Origin of the sequence: Actinomadura sp. B10D3 (genome assembly GCF_039871695.1) — a bacterium.
Classification (GTDB): Bacteria; Actinomycetota; Actinomycetes; order Streptosporangiales; family Streptosporangiaceae; genus Spirillospora; species Spirillospora madurae.
Genome location: NZ_JBDPLY010000058.1, coordinates 1 through 15,453, shown reverse-complemented (window position 1 = coordinate 15,453; position 15,453 = coordinate 1). Strand labels below are relative to the sequence as shown.

Here is a 15,453-nt window from a genome sequence, read left to right as displayed (position 1 = left end):
GATCCGCAAGGTGACCACGCTGTCGCTCTCGTTCGACCACCGCATCGTCGACGGCGAGCTGGGCTCGCGGGTCCTGCGCGACGTCGGCGACATGCTCGAAGACCCGATCCGCATGCTCGCCTGGAGCCGATAGCCGACGACCGTTCCCAGGGCCAACCGGTTGCATTTGACTGGAATGCTTCGTGCGACTGGCCTCGACCAGGCGCTTTCCACCGGTCTGGAACGCTGGCGCAGGCCGCGGACGATCCATGATCCGGGAAAGGTCATCGCGGACCTGGCGATAACGCTGGCGCAGGGCGGGGACTGCCTGTCCGACATCGCGATTCTGCGGGCCGAGCCGGAGCTGAGGCCGGACCCTCACTCCGGAGCGGGCTCGTGTCTTCCTCACCCGAGCCACCGTGTGTGGGTCAGGGTTATGGCGGCTGCGATGACTCCATCTCATCCCATGGAGTCAGGGGTAGGTGGAGCGTGACCTGGAGGCCGCCGGATGGTGTCGCCGCCAGGTCGATCCGGCCGTGCATGACCGAGATCATCTCCTGCACGATGTGCAGCCCTATACCGGTTCCGGGCAGGTCCTGGAAGGCGGCCGAGCGGTAGTACGGCCGGAGCGCCAGGTCGCGTTCGCCCGGCGGTATGCCCGGCCCCTCGTCGGCGATGCCGATCACGCCGTAGGCACCGTCTCTGCGCGCCGTGATGGTGATCTTTCCGTCGGGCGCGTACTTCTCGGCGTTGCCGAGCACCAGGAGCAGGCACTGTCGCAGCCGTACCGGATCGCCGTACACGGTGATGCCGGACTGTGAGTCGATCACTGTGCGCGCCGCCACCGATGGGACGCCGAGCAAGGTCCTGCGCAGAACAGCGGCGACATCGATCGGCTCGTTCGTCGCGAGGCGCGCTGACGGGTCGGTCTCGGAGAGGAGGACCAGGTCGGTGATGACGTGATACATCATCTCGACCGCGTCATGAATCGCCGTCAGGGAGTCCCTCTCGGTCTCCCCGGCAAGCGTCGGATCGAGGAGTTGGACGTGTCCGTGGATCATGGTGAGCGGGCCGTGCAGTTCATGGTGGGCCGTGGCGACGGCCAATTGCCGCATCCGGTCGAGGTGCCATCTGGCCGAGACGTCCACAACCACGACGGTCTGGAACTCCGAAACCGCGTCGCTCATGACAGGGGAGCACGAGAATTCCACACGGAGGGAGCGTCCGGTGGCCGTGGTCATCTGGACGGTCCCGGGTGAGCCATCGGCCAGGGATGTCATGGTGCCGTCCTCGGCCGTCAGGACGAATAGTTCCTCGGTCCGCCTGCCGATCGCATCCGCCGCCTGCAGACCGGTCATGTCAGCCATCGCAGCGTTCCAGGCGATGACCCGGCCAGGCGGCCGGATGGCCAGGAGCGCGACGCCGCAGTGTTCGACCAGGGCAGAGAGACGAGAGCGTTCCCGCTCCAGCCCATGCGCCTCCCACGCGTCGGCCCAGAAGCCGTCCAGCACCCGGCCCGCGCTGGTCAATGCCTCGCTCATCTCTCGACCGGTGGCTCGGCGGGCCGCGTACCGGCCGTTCGAGCCGGTCCAGCCCAGGAGCAACCGTCCGGCATCGCGTCCGTCCGGGGCACACAGCGAGATCTGCACGGCGGCCCGCCAGCCGTCCGGCAAGTCGTGCCGTGACACTCGTACGGGACGGCCGGAGTCCCTGGGCCCGGCGGGTCGGCGATCAATAGGCGCGATGCCCGCGCGGGACGCCTCGACCGAGACGGGTCCGGACGGCAGCGCTGTGTCGAGTTGCAGCAGGTCGGCGCGCAGGATTCGGCGCAGATCTGCGGCGAGGGAGACCAGGTCCGCCGCGGTGGCCGGACGGACCGCGGTGGGGTTCGGCAGTCGGAGCAGCCGGTGTGCGATGCTCAGGGCGGTCCGCCGGGCGAGATGGGAACCGATGAAATGCACGATGACCCGAAGCAGTGCAAGCACGCCCCAGACCGCCTGGACGGTGCGCGCCGCCCCGAGCGTCAGCATCGCGAACGCGTGGTGGCGGCATGCCGGCCTCTCCGTGCACACAGCCCTCCGCGTCTTCAAGTTCGTCATGGCATCGCTGAGGTCGGACCTTGATCAGGGGTTTCTAGGTGAGGATGGCCTTCGACTGTGTGAACTCCAGGATTCCGAGCGGGCCCAGTTCGCGGCCATAGCCGGACTCCTTCGTGCCGCCGAATGGTGCGGCGATGTTGAATCTTCCGCCGTTCACATAGACTTCGCCGCTGTCGATTCGTCGAGCGACCGCGATGGCTCGCTCCTGCTTGGCGGACCAAACGGCGCCGGACAGGCCATAGCGGGTGTCGTTCGCGATCCGTATCGCGTCGTCGTCGTCCTCGTAGGCGATGATGACGAGAACGGGGCCGAATATTTCTTCTTGGGCGATCGTCATGTCACTGGTGACCCGGTCGAAGACCGTCGGCCGCACGTAGTACCCGCGGGGCTGCCTGGCCGGCTGTTCAGGGCCCCCGGTGAGCAGACGAGCGCCCTCGTCCAGCCCCGTGCGGATGAAGGCGCGCACTTTCTCGCGCTGCTCGGCAGAGATCAATGGGCCGAGGTGAGTGCCCGGCGAAGTGGGGGCGCCCAACCGGACCCTTTCCGCCGCGGACCTGGCCAGCAGGGCGACGCGTTCCACATACCTTGACGGCACAAGCAGGCGCGTGCGGGCAGAGCACGTCTGCCCGGCGTTGCGGAAGCAGTCGGCGACGGCCCTCGGAATCACCGAGTCGAGGTCGGCGTCATCGAGTACGATGGTCGCGGACTTTCCGCCGAGTTCCAGGGTCACCGGCTTGGGTGCCGCCGCGGCCAGCGTGGCGATCCGGCGGCCCGAGAGGGTCGACCCGGTGAACGACACCATGCGGACGAGCGGATGGGAGACGAGTGCCTCGCCGACCGGCGTACCGCGTCCCATGACAATGTTCAGCACGCCCGGGGGAAGTCCCGCGTGGTTCACCGCACGGGCCAACTCGTAGGCGTTCAACGGGGCGAGCTCGCTCGGCTTGATGACCACGGTGCAGCCGGCGGCGAGAGCGGCACCGACCTTGGCTACGATCTGGTAAAGCGGATAGTTCCACGGCGTGATGACGGCCACGACTCCGACCGGCTCGCGCAGTACCAGTGCCCGGTTTCGGCGTTCTTCGAGCGGCAGAGCCGGTAGTGCGTCCGCGTAGCCGCCGAGCATCAGCGCGGGATCGTTGACCTGGACATCGCTCGTCGCGTCGATCGGCATTCCCAGTTCGCCGACAATGGTGTCGGCGATGGTCCCGCTGTTGCTCTGCAAAGCGTCCTGAAGGGCCCGGAGCAGGGAGATCCTCGTTTCAACGGAGGTCGCCGACCAGGAGGGGAAGGCCGCATGCGCGGCGTCCACCGCCGCGTCCACATCAGCGACGCCGCCCGCTGGGACGGTGGCGATGACCTGCTCGGTGGCGGGATTGACGACCGGGATTCGTTCGGTCGACGCGGATGGAATGAAGCTGCCACCGACGAAGATGTCGTCGTGGGCCCGAAGGACATCAGTAGCGCTCACATGCACTCCAACGATTGGTACTACGGCTTTGAAGGCTGCGGCTCGTCAGGGAGTTGCGCCGGGCAGCGGGTTCATGCCGTAGACCTCGTAGTGCTTGACGGTGTACTCCCGCTCAACGAGGAACTCGTCGTCACGGCTGTAGAAGACGGCCACGGACGGGTCGTCACCGGCGAAGCGGCGGATGCTGTCGAGTGAGTCCCACAGGGTGACCATCGTGAACTCGGTCAGGTCGTGGTCGACTTCCCGGCGCAGCATCAGAACACCGAGATTCCCCGCGACCTCCGAATACCCGGGAAGCGCGACCTCGTGCATGTACCGCTCATAGTCCGCAGCCTTGCCGCTCATGGTCCAACCGGTCCAGCTACGTACGACCACGATGCCTCCATCTCATGCAGGGCTGTTCGGCCTCATGCGGGGCCGTTTCGGCGGCGTCCGCTCTCAGCCGCGAAGCGGACGCCGCCTTGCTCCACGGACGAGTGAGGCATGAGGCAGTACACATCGAAACGAACATTCCGTCAACAAGCTGCAATGAAAGAGACGTTCCCGAAGCCCTTCGGATGCGGAACAGCCGCGACGGGCCACGGTTGGCCGGTCAACGCATATGGAACAGTTGCTCACATGAGCGTCGAGGAGCGCATCACCCGGCATGGGGACGAACTCACTGCGGCGGAACGCCGCGTCGCGGAGGTCGTGCTCGGACGGCCCCAGGAGATCGCGTTCGGGACCGTGGCCGGTCTCGCGCGGTTGACCGGAACCAGTGGTGCCACGGTCGTGCGCTTCGCCACCAAGCTGGGTTTCGACGGTTACATCGGGCTTCAGGAGAGCGTCCAGGCCGAACTCTCGGCCCGGCTCGGCCCGGCCGCCGAGCGCATCCGGCGGCCGCCCGAGGGCGACGATCTCGCACGCGCGCTCACCGTCGAGACCGACAACGTCGAAGCGACGCTGAGAGGAGTGCAGAGCCGCACCTTCGGCCAGGCGGTGGCGCTGCTGTCGGACCCGGAGCGGCATGTCTACTTCTGCCCCGGTGACTGCGCCCGAGGTGTGGCGTCGCTCACCGTGGACCAGCTATTCTCGCTGCGCCCCGGCGTCACCCTCATCGAGGGCAACCAGCTCCAGGTCGGGCGGCAACTCGCGCGGACGGAGCCCGGCGACGTCCTGGTCGCGATCGACTTCCATCGCTACGACCGCTGGGTGCTGCTCGCCGCCGGCTTGAGCCGACAGCGCCAGGCGAAGGTCGTCGCGCTGACCGACAGCCGGATCGGCCCGCTCGCACGCACGGCCGACCTGACGTTCCCGGTCAGCGTCGCCGGCGCCGGGCCGTTCGACAGCCAGGTGGCGACACTCGCGTTGCTCAACGCCCTGGTGGCGGCGGTCGCCGGCAAGCGCCGGGAGACGGCCGCGAAGCATCTGGAGGCGGTCGAGGATCTCTGGCAGACGATGGGCGCCCTCACCGACGGCGAATAGCCTTCCGAAACGAATATTCTGGCGGCGCCTTGCCGTGAAACGTTCGTGCCGTTAGCGTGTGAGGCGCCGGTACGAAACCGGCGGCAGGTTCTCTCAGGATCGAGGACGGCGCGATGCACGCGGACGCGGTGGTCATCGGCGCGGGCATCATCGGCTGCGCCGTGGCGTTCGAACTGGCCCGCGGTGGTCGCGAGGTCGTCGTCGTGGACGCCCTGGCCGCCGCCGGCGGGGGCTCAACAGGCGCCTCGTCGGCGATCATCCGTTTCCACTACTCCGGCCGCGACAGCGTCACCGCCGCCTGGGAGTCCTACCACTGGTGGACTCGATGGGAGGACTACCTCGGGGCCGAGGACGGCCGTGGCAACGCGCGGTTCATCCGGACCGGTGGACTCGTACTCGACGCGCCGGGCACGGACTCGTCCCCCGTGCTGAAGCTGCTCGGCGAGGTGGGGGTTCCCTGCGAGAAGCTCACAGCGGACGAGATCCGGGTCCGCTTCCCGGCCATCGATCCGGCCGGCTATGGTCCGCCGGCTCCGATCGACGATGACCGGTTCTGGCGGCCCGCCGAAGGGGAGCTCCGCGGATACTTCACACCGGACGCGGGCTATATCGACGACCCCCAACTCGCCGCCCACAACCTCATGGCAGCCGCCCGCCTTCACGGCGCGAGGTTCCTCTTCCGCGAACGCGTCACCGCGGTGACACGGAAGGACGATCGCGTCGGAGGGGTCGTCCTTGCCTCGGGACGGAGCATCGACGCCCAGGTGGTGGTCAATGTCGCCGGGCCGGCGTCCGACCCCATCAACCGGCTCGCCGGGGTGACGGGTGACATGCGGGTTCGCAGCCGCCCGCTCCGCGTCGAAACGCACACCATCCCCGCTCCGCGCGACTTCGCCATCGACGGGGGCGGCGTTTTCGTCACCGACCATGACCTTGGCTCGGCCTTCCGTCCCCAGGCAGGCGGCCTTGTCCATATCAGCAGCATCGAGCCCGAATGCGACCCGCTCGAATGGGTGGACGATCCAGAGAGTTTCGGCTCTGAACCGAGCATGGCCGTCTACGAACGACAGGTCTACCGGGTGGCCCGCCGGCTTCCCGAGCTCGCGGTTCCCGCCCGGCCGAACGGACTCGGCGCTCTTTACGACGTCACCCCTGACTGGACCTCGATCTTCGACCGAAGCCTGCTCCCCGGCTTCTATCTCGCGTGCGGCACAAGCGGCAACGGCTTCAAGCTCGCCCCCGTGGCGGGCCACCTCATGGCCACGCTCATCAACGCCTGCGAAACGGGCCACGATCATGATCGCGACCCGGTCCAGGTGAACTGCCGCGCCACCGGGAACAGCATCGACCTGGCCGCATTCTCACGACTCCGGACACTCGACCACGACCACCCGAACAACGTCCTCGGCTAGTGTTCTGTGCCTGAAACTCGTTGTAGACCAGGTGCCCTCCAAGGGCACGGCCTTGTCGATCGCGGCCAGCGCGCCGCTCGGGCGGATTGTGGTAGAGGCCGACGACGTCCATCACCTTCCCTCGCGAACAGCGGGTCGGTGGAGATCTTGAAGGTGCGTGGCGCCGGGCGGGGTCTGTTCCAGGGTGAGCGTGACCACCTCCTGGACTTTGTCCAGCAGGATCGAGGGTGGACGGTGGGGCTCACCGGCCAGCCCGGCCAGGCCGTGCTCGATGAACCGGCGGCGCCACTTGGCCACCGTCGGCGGCGAGACATCCAACTCGGCGGCCACATGCGTGTGGAAGGCACCGGGCTGGGCGCATGCCAGCACGATCCGGCACCGGGTATCCGCCTGCGTCGAGGTCGCCGCCCGAGCCCCACGCGCCAACTCCGCCCGCGACAAGCAGAGCGGGCCGCCAGCCGTACGCTGGGAGGACCAGAACGATGTGCGAGCCTGCTTCGAGTGCCGGGACCGGCGCCCCGACGGTGAAACCGGGCATCCCCGGCCACTGTCCCGGTCACGCGGTCGCGATGATTCCCGGCCACTGCCGTGCCGTGGGCAAGTGGGTTGACAGGCCGCAGGTGATTGTCGTGGTCGATCTCGGGACGGGTCAGACGTCCAGGGGGCGCCAAGCGGAGCCGTCGCCGTCCCGGCGGACCTGCCCGAAGACCGTATCGGCGAAATGGATGCCAAAGCCGATCGTGTCAGGCTCTTCCAACTCGGCAAGGAGATGCTGACGATGCTCGGCGGACTGGGCACGGTCATGGTCGTAGAGGCAGGACCATTCGGGGTGGTCCACCTGGATCGGTGAATGCAGGGCGTCGCCGAAGGCGATCAGCCGGGTTCCGCCCCCGGTGATGACATACTGCGTGTGCCCGGCCGTGTGACCACCGGTGATCTGGACCCGCAAGCCAGGGAAGACCTCCTGCCCGTCCGTCACCGTACGCACGCGCGGTGTCAGCGCGGTGGCCTCCTCCTCGGTGATGCCCTGCGCAGATAGGTCGCGTTCGGCCCATTCCGGTTCGGCCACCAGATACTCGGCCTGGGTGAAGACAGGCTGGTCACCGCCCGGAGCGGGATGCCAGGCCCAGCCGAGGTGATCGATATGCAGGTGGGTGAAGGCCACTGCCTCGATCTCTTCCGGCCTGCGGCCGAGCTTGGCCAGACTGTCCAGCAGCGCGCCACCGTGAACGGCGCCGTTGGGGCTTCCCGGTTCGGCTGGCAGTGTCACCGGCCCCCACCCGGCATCGATCAACAGTGCGCGGTCGCTGTTCTCCACCAAGAGCCCACCGATACTCGCCACCAGATGACCGGAGGCATCCAGGTACTCCGGGTGGGCGGCCCAGACTTCATCCGTGGTGTCCGGCAGCCAGCTGCGCGGCCTGCCCTGGATAGCGCCGTCCGGCACGAAGGACACCCTCGTGTCGCCCAGCCATACCGAGCGGATCCGCGCTGGCCGCCGCAGCCGCTCGTCCTGGTCGACCGCCGAGTTCGCCATGGTCGCGTTTCCCTTCTTCGGGGTCAGGTCATCGCCGCATCGTCGGCGGCCAGGCCACCATAAGGATCAAGCTTGAAACAGTCAAACTTGAAATATTTCAGGTTTAAATGTGCTGACTTGATGGACTTGCTAGGATGAGGCACATGACCACGTCCCCAGAACCGCCGGCCATCGCCGAGCGGGAACTGTGCGGCCTGGTAAACGGACTGGCCCAGCAGATCGCCGGCCACGTACGCGAACGCGCGGTCAGCTTGGGTCTCACTCCGGCCCAGGCGACCGCGCTGCGGGAGATGACCGGACCGATGACCATGCGGGAGCTTGCCGAACGCATGAGCTGCGAGCCCTCCAACGCAACCTTCATCGTCGACAAGCTCGAAAAACGGGGCTTGATCGAGCGCCGAGCGCACCCCACCGACCGTCGCGCCAAGCAACTCGTCCTCACCACGGAGGGCCACGCCCTCCGTGAGCGGCTCCTCGAACTCCTCGTCCAGGACTCACCGCTGGCTCGCCTCACCATCCGGCAGCAGCGCGCCCTTCAGAACCTGCTCGAACAAGCCATCGTGCGTTCATGAGTGACGCCGACACACTCTGTCGGCCCCAGTCGGAGCAACGCGACCCCTTCCGGCTCGGCGCTCATCGCCCAGGCTGGCAACGAGCATGAGGTCGCTCTGGTCATATCGCGGCTCCCGGGGCCAGGACGGCCGCAACCGTGACGCTCGGGCAGCATGTACATCGCGACAGAGTAGGAGCGTCCGTAGCTGCAGACCATGCACCGGCGCTAAGTCGATGTTTGGTGCTTAAGCAGGGCATCGCCACCTCCACGCTGTCTGGGCGGCCTGCAGTTCCACAGAGGGGCTGCACTCTGCAGCCCCTGAACCGGCCGCTCCTCGCACGCCGTCGGTGGGTCCGGCGGAGAAGGGGCTGCCTGGGTGTTGCCGAGGACCTGCGCGAGTCTGCATGCCGATTTGAAACGTTCGTTACTAATGAAGTACGGTGATCATCATGTCGCGGGCGCGGGAGTTCGACGAAGAGCGGGTGCTCGAGGCCGCCATGGAGGCGTTCTGGGTGCACGGGTACGCCGCCACATCCGCGCAGGCCCTGGTGGACAGCACCGGATTGGGGCGCAGCAGCCTCTACAACGCCTTCACCAGCAAGCACCAGCTATACCAGCTGGCGCTGCGCCGGTATCTGGAGCGCAACACCGAGGCCGATATCGCGCTGCTGGATGAGCCCGGGCCGGTGAAGGAGCACATCCGGGAGTTGATGCTCGGGGTGATCGACGCCGAACTCGGCGATCCCGGACGGCGGGGATGCCTGGCGGTGAACGCCGCGATCGAACTGGCAGGCAAGGATGAGGAGGTCACCGCCATAGTGCGGCGTACCTTCGCCCGGGTTGAGGGGGCGTTGACGGCGGCCCTGGAACGTGGCCAGCGAGACGGTGAGATCACTGCCGAGCGTAGCGCGAGCGCGCTGGCGCGGTTCGTCCTGAACGCCGTCTATGGACTGCGCGTGCTCGGCAAGACCGCCACCGACCGACGGCAACTGGTGGAGGTGGTGGACGCGACGGTGGGCACCCTGTGAGGTAGAACGCGATTTTTTTTTACCCTCAATTTCGAACGATCATTACAGATGGAGATCATCATGTCCCTGTCAGGAAAAGCACTCATGGTGACCGGAGCGAGCCGGGGGATCGGTCTGGCCATCGCCACCGGAGCGATCGCCCAGGGCGCCCGGGTGGCTGGAGTGGCCCGCACGATCAGCCCGGAGCTCAAGGCCGCCGGAGCGCACCCGGTCCCGGTGGATCTGGCCACCGGCGAAGGCCCGGGTGAGGCGGTACGCCAAGCCGTCGACATGCTCGGCGGCCTCGACGTGTTGATCAATAACGTGGGCGCCTTCGACGCGCGGCTGGACGGGTTCGGCGCGATCACCGATGCGCAGTGGCAGCACACCTTCGAAGTCAACTTCTTCTCCGCCGTACGCGCGATCCGCGCCGCCCTGCCGTCCCTGCTGGAACGCCAAGGAGCGATCGTGAACGTCTCCTCGATCCGCGGGCGCTTTCCCCAGCCCCCGACGGTCGACTATGGGACGTCCAAGGCCGCGCTGACCAACCTGGGCAAGGCACTGGCCGAGGAACTCGGGCCGCGCGGCGTGCGGGTCAACAGCGTCTCGCCGGGGCCGACCCGCACTCCGGCCTGGGAGAGCGAGACCGGCATCGGGGCCACCTTGGCGGCGGCCAACGGCACCACCGTCACCGAACTCCTGGCCGGCTTGCCGGCCAAGGCGGGCTTCAACACCGGGCGGCTCACCGAACCGGACGAGGTCGCCGCCCTGGTGCTGTTCCTGGCCTCCGGACAGGCACGCAACATCAACGGCGCCGACTACATCATCGACGGCGGCCAATCCAAAACGGCCTGACAAGGCCCCGGTCCCACCGGCCGTCACTCCGACCACGTTGGCCCTGACCTGCAGCGGTTTCTTTTTCTTGCAGGTCAGGGCGGGGCCATCACGCCATCAGCAGAGCACCACCAACCACAACGCCCCTCGTACGGCCCAGACAGCCGGCCGTACGAGGGGCGTTTCGATTACCCGAACACCGACATGCTCGGGCCAATCGGACACGACAAACAGCGGGCCAGGAAGCGACGCTCAGCCAGTCACGTCACATACCGCCCAGACCACCGCGCGGGAGCGCAGGTGATCTAGACGGACGCAGTCCCCGAGGAAGGCTTTCGATAACACCCATGGCCCGGGCGTCTTCTTGAACGGCACGGCTCGCGAGGTCCATCCGATGGCTCCCGCGCGAGCCTGACGGACTCGTTGAGGTGATCCCTCCGGTGTCCAGGCACGACCAGTACTAGGCGGGCTACTTGTGCCGCTCGTAGTACCGGGCGGCCTTGGCGCGGTTGCCGCAGCCGCGCATCGAGCACCAGCGGCGCCTGCGGCTGGCATCCAGGAACAGCCAGCCGCAGTCGCCGCCCGCGCAGATCGAGACTTTGTCCGCCTGCGCTGAGGACAGCAGTTCCGCGGCCGAGCGCACCACCGGCCAGAGCATCCGGGCAGGGGGCTCGGGTTCGGCGTGGGGCCAGCCCCAGGTCAGCCCGGCCCCGGCCGGATACAGGACGGCACGGCCCATGGCCTCGGCCAGCACCTCGTTGATCCGTTCGAGATCCCCTTCGGTCGGCTCACCTCTGAACGTGCGGAACAACGCCTCCCGCAGTGCCAGCGCACGGCCGAGCGTTCCGCCATCCTCGACGGCGCGGTCCAGGAGCCGTCCTGCCTGCTCATCGTCGAGCACCTCGGCCTGCAGGGCCCACGCCACCAGGTCGCCGTAGCGCTCCAGATGTTCGACAGGCCGCTCGGCCAGGTGCCAGCTCACGGTGTTCACGAAGTCGAGGCAGAGCGCACCGCCCACGAAGGAGAACGCGAAGCCCACCGAGTCTCACCACCAACCCTGAGTTGACCGGTTATAAGTCCAAATCTTACTGTCTAACCACTCATATCCTTCTGAAGGGTTAGAATGTGAACCGCGACTTCCGCAAGCTCTGGGCAGGGCAGACGGCTTCCCTCTTCGGCTCCCAGGTCACCGAGCTTGCGCTGCCGCTCACTGCGGTCATCAGCCTGCACGCAACGGCGGCGCAGGTCGGGTTGCTCGGCACTGCCCGCTGGCTCCCCTGGGCCCTGCTCGCCCTCTGGGCCGGAGCGTGGATCGACCGGAAGCGGAGGCTTCCCGTGCTGATCGCGGCCGACGCCGTGCGTGCCGTCCTGCTGGCCGGGATCGTCGTCCTCGCCGTGCTGGACCTGCTCACAGTCCCGCTGCTGCTCGCCGCCGTGTTCGCGTTCGGTACGGCCACGGTGCTGTTCGAGGTGAGCTACCAGTCGTACGTTCCCTCGATCGTCACGCCCGCGCAGCTGGTGGGCGCCAACAGCCGGCTGACCGCGAGCCAGTCCACCGCGCAGGTCGGAGGGCCGGGTGTCGGGGGAGTCCTCGTCCAGCTGATGACGGCTCCGATCACGCTGGTCGTCGACGCGGTGACCTTCGCGCTGTCCGCGCTGAGCCTGCTCCTGATCCGGACGCGCGAACCACTGCCCGAGCCGCCCGCGACCCGGAAGGGCCAGATCCGCGAGGGCCTGCGGGTCACCTTGGGAAACCCGCTGCTGCGTGCGCTGATCGGCACGGCGGCCTCGTACAACCTGTTCTCGAACTGGATGGTGGTGCTGTTCCCGCTCTTCGCCATCCGCGTTCTGGGCCTCGGCGCCGGCGCGATCGGCCTGATCCTGTCCACCGGGGCGATCGGGGCACTGGCCGGCTCCATCCTGGCGAGCCCCGTCACCCGACGGCTCGGCGTCGGCCGCGCAGTTCTCTGGCCGATCGTGATCGAGGTGCTGGCCCTGATGCTCGTCCCGCTCGCTCCCGCGGGGTCCGCGGTGACCATCCCGCTGCTCGTCACCGCCTTCCTGTTCAACGGCATGGGTGTGGCCCTGTCCAGTGTGGTCGCCACCAGCGTCCGCCAGGCGGTCACTCCGCCTCCCATGCTGGGCCGGATGACCGCGACCTACCGGACCATCTCCTTCGGCGTCGTCGCCGTTGGCACGTTCCTCGGCGGCCTCGCCGGCGAGTGGCTCGGTCTGCGCACCGGTGTCGCCGTCGGAGCCACCGGCCTGGTCACCTCTGTGATCTGGGTGGCCGCCTCACCGCTGCGCCGCATGCGCGAGATCCCGGCTCCTCAGGATTCATGGGCGCGGCAGGCGTCCAGCGGGGATGCCAGCTGTCGCCCGGACAGCGTGGAGCGAACGGCGAGTTAGGCCTACGGGGAAGTTGTCACTGCGGGGTGGCGAATCGGTTGAGAGAGGAGAACACGATGGCCGTCGGGCGCGTGTTCATCGCCCGAACTGCGGGCTACTGCTACACGCTCGACCAGGCCCGGGCCGTGTTGAAGGCGGCCCAGTCCTCGCAACTGCACGCCTACGTCGTGGTCAGTCTGCTGACCGGCGTCCGCACCGAAGAGGCCCGGCGCTGCGGTGGGCGCACGTCGTGGCGTGGGTCGACGACGCGGCCGAGTGGCGGTCGGTGGCCAAGGCGGGTTTCGACCGCGACGTGTTCGCCGTCTACGTGTGGCGGTTCGTGCGCGCTGGCGGCGATACCAAGACCGACAAGTCCCGCCGGACGCTGCAGCTGCCGAGCCAGGCCGTAGACGCCCTGCGCAGGCATCACACGATCACGTCCACTGGAGTGGTGTAAGAGTTGATCTTCGCGTGATCCTGTTTCTGCAGGTTAAGCGGTGAGTCTCGCTGGTCGATCTCGGGGTCGGGTGTGTTGCCCTCGACCACTCGAAGGCGGGCTTTGGCCAGGAACTCCAGGCCCATGTAGCGGCGGGCCTCGGTCCATTCGTCGGTCTGCTCCATCAGGACGGCGCCGACGAGGCGGACGATCGCGGCCCGGTCGGGGAAGATCCCGACCACGTCGGTGCGCCGACGGATCTCCTTGTTCAGCCGCTCCTGGGGATTGTTCGACCAGATCTGCCGCCAGATCTGCCGAGGGAAGCCGGTGAAGGCCAGCAGATCGGATTCGGCCTCGGCCAGGTGCTCGGCCGCGTCGGGGTGCTTGGCCTCCAGCGGGGCGACGACCCGGGCGTGCTGGGCGTGGACCTCCTCGGCGGCGGGCTGGTCGAAGATGGTCCGCACCAGCGTCGCCACCCACGGCTGCGCCGACTTGGGCACCCTGGTCAGCAGGTTGCGCAGGTAGTGCGTGCGCGCTTGGGGATCGCCAGCTCCACGGTGCGGGCGCGGGTGTCCCAGTCCCGGACCCGGTAGCCGTTGCGGCGGTTGACCCGCTCGTCCGAGCGGGTCCCATAGTCGGCGCCGCAGACCGCATCGGCCTCGGCCGACATGAGCGCCTCGGCCATCGTCTTGACCATCGACCGCAACACGTCGGGCTCACACGCCCTGATCTGCTCGGCCAGCCAGCTCGAAGGGTCCACACTGTTGTCCACGGCCATCGCGTTCCTCTCCTTCTGATCTTGGTCGATTAGAAGGATCACGCGATGGCCGTCTCACGTCACGACGCCACGCCCTCTGACCAGGTCAAACTCATACCCACCTCCGTGGACGCAACCGGCCTCTGCACCGCGACGGTTTAAGGACGGGTTCTAACGTTCGTCTCAGGTTCGCTCGGTAGGAAGTAGGCATCCAGGTAAGCGATGCAACCCGCATGTAGGAGGCTAGTGATGGCAGTCGACGCAGCGCCGTCAGGGAAAGCGCCGCCCGGGCGGTTTAGGTTCGGGACGGCCACCAGGTCGTTGGCGACGGCGTTCGCTGTCGCCGCCCGCGGGTCGCACGCCGACCACAGTGCGGCGCCCGCCGCGGCCGGCTCGCACAACGCGCACGCGGGCGGGTTGTCAGCTCCACCACAGCCGCTGCGCGCCGGCGAGCGGTTCCTCGACCTGACAAACACCTGAAGAGAGACTGACATGAAGTCCATGGGACGCCGCGGCTTTCTAGCCGCTGCCACGGCACTTGGCGCTGGTGCCGGCTTGTCCGCGTATGCCGCCGTTTCGGCAGCGGACGGGAACAAGACTCCGGACAAGACTCCGGACATTGCATCGCGAGACCGGGACCTGCCCTTCATCGGCACGGAGGAGACCTTTTCGACTCCCACGTTGTTGAAGCTGAACTCCATCAATCAGGATCACATAGCTCTCCTGCTGAAGTACATAAGCGTGGATCGAGTGATGTTCGCAACCGACTACCCGTTCGCGGACATAAAGGAGCAGACTGACTGGTTCCGCGGAGTCGATTTGCCACGCGAAGCCAAGGAAAAGATTGCTTTCCGAAATGCAGAGAAACTGTTCAGAATAAAAGTGCCCGTGAAGTGACGCGCCAGCGTCGGCAGAAGTGGAGAATGCTTTGGCTGTAAGGCGAGAGTGCAGCCAAAGTATGCGATGCGCGGCTGCCGCATCACGTGGGTCTTCATGCAACGTTGATCCTGGCTCTGAGCTGATTCCATCCTGATCTTGCAGATCACAGGCTGATCGTGGGCCGCGCGGCGCGTCGGTAATCGAAAGAGCTCGTGGTAGGTCGAGGTTTGCGACCACCTTGACCACCAGGAGCTCCTATTGATGTTCTATCGTGCTGCGCTGGATCTGTCCCCCTCGGCCCGCGGGTTCGTGGCCGACCTTGTCCGCAGGCATCGAACGATGCTCGGGTCTCGGTGGCGGCGGTTGCCTCCGGGCCGTCAGGCGCTGCTTTCTTGTCGGGACGGCGGGATTTGAACCCACGACCCCTTGACCCCCAGGCACACCAGACCAGTCGATCAAGGTCGATGGAAGTCGATCGGGGAGCCTCTCACCTGCGAAAGCACCCTAGGGGCAGGGCGAATGCGTTCTCAGGTAGTGAGATCGAGTAGTTGAAGTGCGTGGTCGGGGTGTGCTCGGTAGTGGTCGTTGGCGGCGGCGATGTTGGTCCAGCCCATGAGGTCGGCCAGGGCGATGGCCA

General features: G+C 67.2%; 15 protein-coding genes and 3 pseudogenes. 11 read left to right on the top strand and 7 right to left on the bottom strand.

Going from position 1 to position 15,453, the window contains the following annotated elements:
• Both ABGB11_RS41765 and ABGB11_RS41760 read left to right on the top strand, forming a co-directional pair.
• Positions 1-133 (top strand): 2-oxo acid dehydrogenase subunit E2 (locus tag ABGB11_RS41765; RefSeq protein ID WP_347641225.1); only part of this gene is annotated, 133 nt, incomplete at its 5' end.
• A gap of 54 nt (positions 134-187) precedes the next feature.
• A pseudogene (locus tag ABGB11_RS41760) lies at positions 188-346 on the top strand (IS1380 family transposase); the annotation flags it as partial.
• A 67-nt stretch (positions 347-413) separates the two neighbouring features.
• On the opposite strand, the gene ABGB11_RS41755 reads toward ABGB11_RS41760, so the two are convergent.
• From ABGB11_RS41755 to ABGB11_RS41745, 3 genes are all read right to left on the bottom strand, one after another.
• On the bottom strand, positions 414-2,009 hold the full coding sequence (locus ABGB11_RS41755) for a PAS domain-containing sensor histidine kinase (protein ID WP_347641222.1): 1,596 nt from the start codon (positions 2,007-2,009) through the stop codon (positions 414-416).
• A 103-nt stretch (positions 2,010-2,112) separates the two neighbouring features.
• On the bottom strand, positions 2,113-3,549 hold the full coding sequence (locus ABGB11_RS41750; protein ID WP_347641221.1) for an aldehyde dehydrogenase family protein: 1,437 nt from the start codon (positions 3,547-3,549) through the stop codon (positions 2,113-2,115).
• Positions 3,550-3,594: 45 nt separating this feature from the next.
• Complete coding sequence (locus ABGB11_RS41745) at positions 3,595-3,894, bottom strand: hypothetical protein (protein WP_347641220.1); 300 nt, start codon at positions 3,892-3,894, stop codon at positions 3,595-3,597.
• 273 nt (positions 3,895-4,167) lie between these two features.
• On the opposite strand from ABGB11_RS41745, the gene ABGB11_RS41740 reads away from it, so the two are divergent.
• Together ABGB11_RS41740 and ABGB11_RS41735 are read left to right on the top strand one after the other, a co-directional pair.
• Positions 4,168-5,013, top strand: a complete 846-nt coding sequence (locus ABGB11_RS41740) for a MurR/RpiR family transcriptional regulator (protein WP_347641219.1) — start codon at positions 4,168-4,170, stop codon at positions 5,011-5,013.
• A gap of 113 nt (positions 5,014-5,126) precedes the next feature.
• On the top strand, positions 5,127-6,425 hold the full coding sequence (locus ABGB11_RS41735) for an FAD-dependent oxidoreductase (protein ID WP_347641218.1): 1,299 nt from the start codon (positions 5,127-5,129) through the stop codon (positions 6,423-6,425).
• Between the two features lie 111 nt (positions 6,426-6,536).
• Here the strand turns inward: ABGB11_RS41735 and ABGB11_RS41730 are convergent, their stop codons facing one another.
• Positions 6,537-6,794: a helix-turn-helix domain-containing protein gene (locus ABGB11_RS41730; protein ID WP_347641216.1), complete on the bottom strand. Its 258-nt coding sequence runs from the start codon at positions 6,792-6,794 to the stop codon at positions 6,537-6,539.
• 280 nt (positions 6,795-7,074) lie between these two features.
• A complete protein-coding gene (locus ABGB11_RS41725; protein WP_347641214.1) occupies positions 7,075-7,962 on the bottom strand; it encodes an MBL fold metallo-hydrolase in 888 nt (295 codons plus the stop codon).
• Between the two features lie 143 nt (positions 7,963-8,105).
• Between ABGB11_RS41725 and ABGB11_RS41720 the strand changes: the two genes are divergently transcribed.
• From ABGB11_RS41720 to ABGB11_RS41710, 3 genes are all read left to right on the top strand, one after another.
• A complete protein-coding gene (locus ABGB11_RS41720) occupies positions 8,106-8,534 on the top strand; it encodes a MarR family transcriptional regulator (protein WP_347641213.1) in 429 nt (142 codons plus the stop codon).
• A 430-nt stretch (positions 8,535-8,964) separates the two neighbouring features.
• Positions 8,965-9,543 (top strand): TetR/AcrR family transcriptional regulator, encoded by a 579-nt coding sequence (locus tag ABGB11_RS41715; RefSeq protein WP_347641223.1) that lies wholly within the window; start codon positions 8,965-8,967, stop codon positions 9,541-9,543.
• A 48-nt stretch (positions 9,544-9,591) separates the two neighbouring features.
• Positions 9,592-10,377, top strand: a complete 786-nt coding sequence (locus tag ABGB11_RS41710) for an SDR family oxidoreductase (protein WP_347641212.1) — start codon at positions 9,592-9,594, stop codon at positions 10,375-10,377.
• A gap of 448 nt (positions 10,378-10,825) precedes the next feature.
• Here ABGB11_RS41710 and ABGB11_RS41705 read toward each other — a convergent pair whose 3' ends face one another.
• On the bottom strand, positions 10,826-11,395 hold the full coding sequence (locus ABGB11_RS41705; protein WP_347641211.1) for an ABATE domain-containing protein: 570 nt from the start codon (positions 11,393-11,395) through the stop codon (positions 10,826-10,828).
• A gap of 86 nt (positions 11,396-11,481) precedes the next feature.
• On the opposite strand from ABGB11_RS41705, the gene ABGB11_RS41700 reads away from it, so the two are divergent.
• On the top strand, positions 11,482-12,765 hold the full coding sequence (locus ABGB11_RS41700) for an MFS transporter (RefSeq protein ID WP_347641210.1): 1,284 nt from the start codon (positions 11,482-11,484) through the stop codon (positions 12,763-12,765).
• A gap of 229 nt (positions 12,766-12,994) precedes the next feature.
• The gene (locus ABGB11_RS41695) at positions 12,995-13,201 is read left to right on the top strand and encodes a hypothetical protein (protein ID WP_347641209.1); all 207 of its coding nucleotides are present in this window, start codon (positions 12,995-12,997) and stop codon (positions 13,199-13,201) included.
• A 92-nt stretch (positions 13,202-13,293) separates the two neighbouring features.
• On the opposite strand, the pseudogene ABGB11_RS41690 reads toward ABGB11_RS41695, so the two are convergent.
• Positions 13,294-13,958 (bottom strand): annotated as a pseudogene (locus tag ABGB11_RS41690) (transposase); the annotation flags it as partial.
• Positions 13,959-14,429: 471 nt separating this feature from the next.
• Here ABGB11_RS41690 and ABGB11_RS41685 point away from each other — a divergent pair.
• A complete protein-coding gene (locus ABGB11_RS41685) occupies positions 14,430-14,834 on the top strand; it encodes an amidohydrolase family protein (RefSeq protein ID WP_347641208.1) in 405 nt (134 codons plus the stop codon).
• A 240-nt stretch (positions 14,835-15,074) separates the two neighbouring features.
• Positions 15,075-15,206 (top strand): annotated as a pseudogene (locus ABGB11_RS41680) (IS5/IS1182 family transposase); the annotation flags it as partial.
• Positions 15,207-15,453: the final 247 nt, after the last annotated feature.

Excerpts from the sequence above, each read along its gene's own strand:
- ABGB11_RS41745 (WP_347641220.1), bottom strand. The coding sequence starts at position 3,894 with ATGAGCGGCAAGGCTGCGGACTATGAGCGGTACATGCACGAGGTCGCG.
- ABGB11_RS41755 (WP_347641222.1), bottom strand. The coding sequence starts at position 2,009 with ATGCTGACGCTCGGGGCGGCGCGCACCGTCCAGGCGGTCTGGGGCGTG.
- ABGB11_RS41710 (WP_347641212.1), top strand. The coding sequence starts at position 9,592 with ATGGAGATCATCATGTCCCTGTCAGGAAAAGCACTCATGGTGACCGGA.
- ABGB11_RS41685 (WP_347641208.1), top strand. The coding sequence starts at position 14,430 with ATGAAGTCCATGGGACGCCGCGGCTTTCTAGCCGCTGCCACGGCACTT.
- ABGB11_RS41725 (WP_347641214.1), bottom strand. The coding sequence starts at position 7,962 with ATGGCGAACTCGGCGGTCGACCAGGACGAGCGGCTGCGGCGGCCAGCG.
- ABGB11_RS41735 (WP_347641218.1), top strand. The coding sequence starts at position 5,127 with ATGCACGCGGACGCGGTGGTCATCGGCGCGGGCATCATCGGCTGCGCC.
- ABGB11_RS41740 (WP_347641219.1), top strand. The coding sequence starts at position 4,168 with ATGAGCGTCGAGGAGCGCATCACCCGGCATGGGGACGAACTCACTGCG.
- ABGB11_RS41720 (WP_347641213.1), top strand. The coding sequence starts at position 8,106 with ATGACCACGTCCCCAGAACCGCCGGCCATCGCCGAGCGGGAACTGTGC.
- ABGB11_RS41715 (WP_347641223.1), top strand. The coding sequence starts at position 8,965 with ATGTCGCGGGCGCGGGAGTTCGACGAAGAGCGGGTGCTCGAGGCCGCC.